Genomic DNA, 6,291 nt, shown 5'->3' on the forward strand with positions numbered 1-6,291 from the left:
TTGAGCAGCACCTGGGCGGCGAACCCCAGGGCGGGGCCGGCCACCGTCGCCGCGGGGGGCGCGGCCGCCCCCCCGACGGCCACGGCCAGGGCCGCGAGCCCGAGGACGGCGGCGACGGTCGTCGCGGCCGTGCCGCTCAGCGGGGCGGGCGCGAGCAGGACCACGAGCGCCACGACGACGCCGAGCGCGGCCGCGAGGACGAACGCGCCCGACTCGACGTGCGGGCGACGTGCGACGACGTCGGGCCGCCCCGCGGCCCAGCGTCCGGCCCGGGTGCGCGGGGCCGGTGCGGGGCGCACCACGTGCAGCACGCCGCCGTCGGCCACCTGCGCGCCGACCAGCCCGGACAGGTCGAGGCGGCGACCGGTCGAGTCGAGCACGACCACACCGGGGACGTGCACGGGGACCATCGCGGCCGCCAGCGCGTCCCGCACGACCACGTCCGACCGCAGCGCGATGTCGCGGCGCTCGCCGCCCAGGTCGACCGCCAGCCGGACCTGGACCGGGCGCAGGTGCTCGGCGGTCGGTGCTGTCACGACCACCTCCTGCGCGGTGCCGGCTGCTGCTGCGGGACGCCGGGACGGCGCCGCCGACATGCTACGGGGCACGGCCTGCCGCGGCATGACCCGTTCGGGGACAGAACCGCCCTGCGACGGTTGCTCCAGGTACCGTGGCGGTCGGCAGCTCCCGCCTGTGCTGGTGGGCATGCGGGTGGCCATCGGGACGAGGAGCGGGCAGCAGATGTCGATCGTGGCGCAGCGGGGCAGCAGCCACGCACCAGCGGTGGCGCAGCAGGGTCCGCCCGCCGTGCCGACCGGCCAGATCGTGCTCCAGCCGCCGCCCGAGATCCAGCCCTCCGACGGCGTGAGCGGCGTCCTGGCCAACGTCATCCCGATGCTCGGCAGCGTCGGCTCCATCGTGTTCGTCGCGGTCTCGTCGCCCGGCCCCAAGGGCATGATCGCCGCCGGCATGTTCCTCGTCGCGTCGCTCGGCTTCGTCGGCGTCAACGGCTGGCGGCAGCGCTCGCAGCACCAGGCGGCGGTCGTCGGCGCCCGGCGCGAGTACCTGGCCTACCTGGCGGACCTGCGCCGGACGGTGCGGCAGGCCGCGCGCGCCCAGCGCCGGCACGCCGAGTGGAACGCGCCCGACCCCCGCGCGCTCGCGTCGGTGGCCGAGGAGCGCTCGCGGGTGTGGGAGCGGACGCCCGACCACGAGGACTACCTGTTCGCCCGGGTGGGCGTCGGCAGCCAGCCGCTGTGCCTCGACCTCGAGCCGCCGCAGACGGCCCCCCTGGCCCAGCTCGACCCGGTGGCGGCGTCGGCGGCCCACCGGTTCCTGGTGACGCACCGCGTCCAGCAGGGCATCCCGCTGGCGGTCGACGTGCGGTCGGTGCCGCTGCTGCAGGTGGCCGGCACCGAGCAGGGTGCCCGGGCCCTCGCGCGGGCGATCGTCTGCCAGCTGGCCACGTTCCACTCCCCCGACCAGCTGCAGATCGCGGTGCTGGCCGGCGACCGCGCGCTGGCGTCGTGGGACTGGGTGAAGTGGCTCCCGCACGCGCACTCGACGCGGGAGCGCGACGCGGTCGGCGCGGCCCGGATGATCGGCACCACGCTCGCCGAGATCGAGTCGCTGCTCCCCGAGGGCCTGCGCGACCGCCCGCGGTTCGGGCCGACGGCGGCCGAGACGCCCCTGCCGCACGTTCTCGTGGTGGTCGACGGCGGCCACGTGCCCGTCGGCAACGCGATCCTCACCAGCGACGGCGTGCTCGGCATCACCGTCCTCGAGCTGCCCGAGCGCTGGGACGAGCTGGACGACCCGTGGACCCTGCGCTTCCTCGTCGGCGCCCAGCAGGCCGACGGCACGGCCCCGGTCGACGTGCTGCGCCTCGGCCTGGAGCCCACGCACCTGACGGGCGACCAGCTCTCGGTCGCCGAGGCCGAGGCGACCGCGCGCCGCCTGCTGCCCCTGCACCGCGACGCCGGCCCCTCGCGCGACGACGCCAACGCCTCGTCCGAGCTGGTGGACCTGCTCGGGCTGGGCGACATCCGCGACCTCGACCTGGAGACGGCCTGGCGGCCGCGCCTGCCGCGCGACCGGCTCCGGGTGCCGATCGGCCTGACCCCGCAGGGCCAGCCGGTCTCGCTGGACATCAAGGAGTCGGCCCAGCAGGGCATGGGCCCGCACGGGCTCATCATCGGCGCCACCGGCTCGGGCAAGTCGGAGGTGCTCCGGACGCTCGTGCTGGCGCTCGCGCTGACGCACTCGTCCGAGGACCTCAACTTCGTCCTGGTCGACTTCAAGGGCGGCGCGACGTTCGCGGGCATGGCGGACCTGCCGCACGTCTCGGCCATCATCACGAACCTCGGCGAGGAGCTCACGCTCGTCGACCGCATGCAGGACGCCCTGCAGGGCGAGATGGTGCGGCGCCAGGAGCTGCTGCGCTCGGCGGGCAACTTCGCCAACGTCAGCGACTACGAGAAGGCCCGCCGCACCGACCGGCCCGACCTCGCGCCGCTGCCGGCCCTGCTCATCGTCGCCGACGAGTTCTCCGAGCTGCTGGCCGCCAAGCCCGAGTTCGTCGACCTGTTCGTGGCCATCGGGCGGCTCGGCCGGTCGCTGCAGATGCACCTGCTCCTCTCCTCGCAGCGCCTGGAGGAGGGGCGCCTGCGGGGTCTCGAGTCGCACCTGTCCTACCGGATCGGCCTGCGCACGTTCTCCGCGGCCGAGTCGCGGACCGTGCTGGGCGTGCCCGACGCGTACGAGCTGCCGCCGGTCCCCGGGGTCGGCTACCTCAAGCCCGACCCCACGACGATGGTGCAGTTCCGGGCCTCGTACGTCTCCGGGCCGCCGCGGGGTCGCCGACGGGCCGCGGCCGGTCCCGGCGTGGCCACCGGGCGCGCGCGGCTCGAGTCGTTCACCGCCGCGCCCGTGCTCGGGACCGTGCGCGACGAGCCGGAGGAGGTCGTCGCCGACGAGGTCGAGAAGCGCGCGACGTTCGACATCGCCGTCTCGCTCATGGCCGGGCGCGGACCGGCGGCGCACCAGGTGTGGCTCCCGCCGCTCGTGGTGCCCAGCACGTTCGACCGCCTGATGCCCGACCTCGTCGCCGACCCCGCGCTCGGGCTGGTCTCGCCCGGCTGGCGCGCCGCCGGCGCCCTGACGATCCCGCTGGGCATCACCGACCGCCCGCTCGAGCAGCGCCGCGAGAACCTCACGATCTCGCTGGCCGGCGCCGCCGGGCACCTCGCGGTGGTCGGCGGCCCGCGGTCCGGCAAGAGCACCGTGCTGCGCTCGGTGGTCACCGGGCTGTCGCTGACGCAGACCCCGCAGGAGGTTCAGCTCTACGTCCTCGACTTCGGCGGCGGCACGTTCAGCCCGCTCGCGCGCCTGCCGCACGTGGCCGGCGTCGCCACCCGCAGCGAGCCCGACGTGGTCCGCCGGGTCGTCGCCGAGGTCGAGAGCATCGTCGACGCCCGCGAGCGGTACTTCCGTGCGCACCAGATCGACTCCATCGAGACCTACCGCGCGCGCCGGCTCGAGGGCCGCGCGGACGACGGCTACGGGGACATCTTCCTGGTCGTCGACGGGTGGAGCACGGTCCGGGCCGAGTTCGACGAGCTCGAGGCGCGGCTGCAGGCGCTCGCCGGCCGCGGCCTCACGTTCGGCGTGCACCTGCTGGCCAGCGCCGCGCGGTGGATGGACTTCCGCACGCAGGTCAAGGACCTGCTCGGCACCCGGCTCGAGCTGCGCCTGGGCGACCCGTCCGACTCGGAGCTGGACCGCAAGGTCGCCGTCAACGTGCCCAAGGACCGCCCGGGCCGCGGCATCGTGGCGTCCAAGCACCACGTGCTCACGGCCCTGCCCCGCATCGACGGCGACGACTCCCCCGCCACCCTCGGCGCGGGCGTCGAGCACCTGGTGCAGGTGGTGTCGCAGTCGTGGCGGGGTGCGCCCGGACCGAAGCTGCGCCTGCTGCCGGAGGAGGTCACGCTCGACCAGGTGCGCGCCGCGTCCCCCGCCGACACACGCGACCTGCTGCTCGGCGTCGACGAGGCCGCGCTGGCCCCCGTGGGCATCGACCTGCGCGAGGAGAGCCACCTCTACGCGTTCGGCGACGGCGGCTCGGGCAAGTCCGGCCTGCTGCGGTCGGTCGCGGCCGAGGTGCGGCGCACCCACACGCCCGCGCAGGCCCAGATCTTCGCGGTCGACTTCCGGCGCTCGCTCCTGGGCGAGATCCCCGACGAGTACCTGGCGGGCTACCTGACCACCCAGGACCAGGCGACCACCGAGCTCTCGGACCTCGCCGCGTACCTGCGCACCCGGCTGCCCGGCCCGGACGTCACGCCCGACCAGCTCCGGTCGCGCTCGTGGTGGACCGGCGCCGAGGTGTTCGTGCTGGTCGACGACTACGACCTCGTGCAGACCACGACGGGCAACCCGGTCGCCGCGCTGGTCCCCCTGCTCGCGCAGGCCGGCGACGTGGGGCTGCACCTGATCCTCACCCGGCGCACGGGCGGCGCGGCCCGCGCGATGTACGAGCCCGTGCTGCAGGCCCTGCGCGACCTCGCCGCGCCCGGGATCGTGCTCTCCGGCAACCCGGACGAGGGCGCCCTGATCGGCGGGGCCAAGCCGGTGCCGTCGGTGCCCGGCCGCGGCCAGCTGGTGACGCGCGACGAGGGCCGCCGCGTCGTGCAGCTGGCCTGGAGCCCCGCGACCGTCTAGGCGCGCGGCAGGGTGAGGATCTCGGCCCCGTCGTCGGTGATCGCGATCGTGTGCTCGCTGTGCGCCGTGCGGCGGCAGCCGGTGGCGCTGCGGAGCGTCCACCCGTCGGCGTCGGTGACCAGGCGGTCGGTGTCGGCCATGACCCACGGCTCCAGCGCGAGCAGCAGCCCGGGGCGCAGCGTGTACCCGCGGCCGGGCCGCCCGGTGTTCAGCACGTGCGGGTCCTGGTGCATGGTCGACCCGATGCCGTGCCCGCCGAACTCGGTGTTGATCGGGTAGCCCGCGGCGCCGAGCACCGAGCCGATCGCGTGGGAGACGTCCCCGAGGCGCGCCCCGGGTCCGGCGGCGGCGATCCCGGCGCTCAGCGCGCGCTCGGTGGCGCTGATCAGCGCGACGCTCTCCCGGGGCCGCGACCGGCCCACGACGAAGCTGACCGCCGAGTCGGCGGCGATCCCCGCCAGCGAGACCGCGAGGTCGAGCGTCAGCAGGTCGCCGTCGGCCAGCAGGTAGTCGCGCGGCAGCCCGTGGAGCACGGCGTCGTTGACGGACGTGCAGATGTAGTGCCCGAAGGGCCCCCGCCCGAACGACGGCGCGTAGTCGACGTAGCAGGACTGCGCCCCGGCCTCGACGATCAGGGCCTGGGTCCAGCGGTCGATGTCCAGGAGGTTCGTGCCGACCGTGGTCCGGTCCCTCAACGTCTGCAGGATGTGCCCGACCAGGGCGCCGGTGTCGCGCGCCCGGGCCAGCTCGGTGAGGTTCAAGATCTCGATCATGCGATAACTATACCGGCCAGAGTATCCCGGTACTAGAATCGCAGCCATGGTCAGGCTTCCTCTCACCGCCGCCGAGGTCGAGCGCGGCCGGCGCCTCGGCGCCCTCCTGCGTCACGCCCGCGGAGAACGCTCGATGCTCCGGACGGCGCTCGACGCCGGCGTCTCCCCGGAGACCCTCCGCAAGATCGAGACCGGCCGCATCGCGACCCCGGCCTTCTCGACGGTCGCGGCGATCGCCGAGGTGCTCGACCTCTCGCTGGACGCGGTGTGGGCCGAGATCGCCGGACCCGAGCGGGACGTCGAAGCCGCCGGCTCCCGGCGGATGGCGTCGTAGAGCCCGCGTCGTCGAGCCCGCTCAGCGGCGCTCGACCACCGCGCTGCGCTCACCGAACCGGATGGTCCAGCCGGCCGCGACGGTCGCCCGCGTGCCGGCCGGGAGCGCCGAGACCGTCCCGTCGGGGGCGACCAGGACCGTGCCGTTGGTCGACCCCCGGTCCACCACCCACAGCCGGCCGCCGGCGCCGTCGGGCCCGAACGCCAGGTGGGTCTTCGAGATGGAGCGCGCGGGGTCGTCGACGGGGACCACGTGGACCGTGCCGTCCTCGCCCGCCGGGCTCCGGCCGACCAGCCCGTCGCCCGTCACGTCCACGCGCTCGCCGGTGTCGAACGCCAGCCGCAGCGCGACCGGGGCCGGCGGCGCGGACGCGGGGGTGCTCGGCCGCAGGCGCGTGTGCTCGAGCTCGCCCAGGTCCGGCTCGACCGGCGCCGGCGAGGCCTCCGGCGGCACGTCGATCAC

5 protein-coding genes are annotated in these 6,291 nt (G+C 75.6%); 2 read left to right on the forward strand and 3 right to left on the reverse strand.

Annotated features, from left to right (window positions below; translation table 11 throughout):
- Positions 1-536: hypothetical protein (locus tag AB5970_RS19020; protein ID WP_370505518.1), on the reverse strand; the 536-nt coding region annotated here is incomplete at its 3' end.
- A 169-nt stretch (positions 537-705) separates the two neighbouring features.
- Between AB5970_RS19020 and eccCa the strand changes: the two genes are divergently transcribed.
- Positions 706-4,722 (forward strand): type VII secretion protein EccCa, encoded by a 4,017-nt coding sequence (eccCa, locus tag AB5970_RS19025; protein ID WP_432205898.1) that lies wholly within the window; start codon positions 706-708, stop codon positions 4,720-4,722.
- On the opposite strand, the gene map is transcribed toward eccCa, so the two are convergent.
- On the reverse strand, positions 4,719-5,495 hold the full coding sequence (gene map, locus AB5970_RS19030) for a type I methionyl aminopeptidase (protein WP_370505519.1): 777 nt from the start codon (positions 5,493-5,495) through the stop codon (positions 4,719-4,721). The genes eccCa and map overlap by 4 nt on opposite strands.
- A 46-nt stretch (positions 5,496-5,541) precedes the next feature.
- On the opposite strand from map, the gene AB5970_RS19035 reads away from it, so the two are divergent.
- Complete coding sequence (locus tag AB5970_RS19035) at positions 5,542-5,829, forward strand: helix-turn-helix transcriptional regulator (RefSeq protein ID WP_370505520.1); 288 nt, start codon at positions 5,542-5,544, stop codon at positions 5,827-5,829.
- Positions 5,830-5,850: 21 nt separating this feature from the next.
- Here the strand turns inward: AB5970_RS19035 and AB5970_RS19040 are convergent.
- The coding region (locus AB5970_RS19040; RefSeq protein ID WP_370505521.1) for an FHA domain-containing protein at positions 5,851-6,291 on the reverse strand (441 nt) is incomplete at its 5' end.

The organism is Cellulomonas sp. ICMP 17802 (genome assembly GCF_041295535.1).
GTDB lineage: Bacteria > Actinomycetota > Actinomycetes > Actinomycetales > Cellulomonadaceae > Cellulomonas.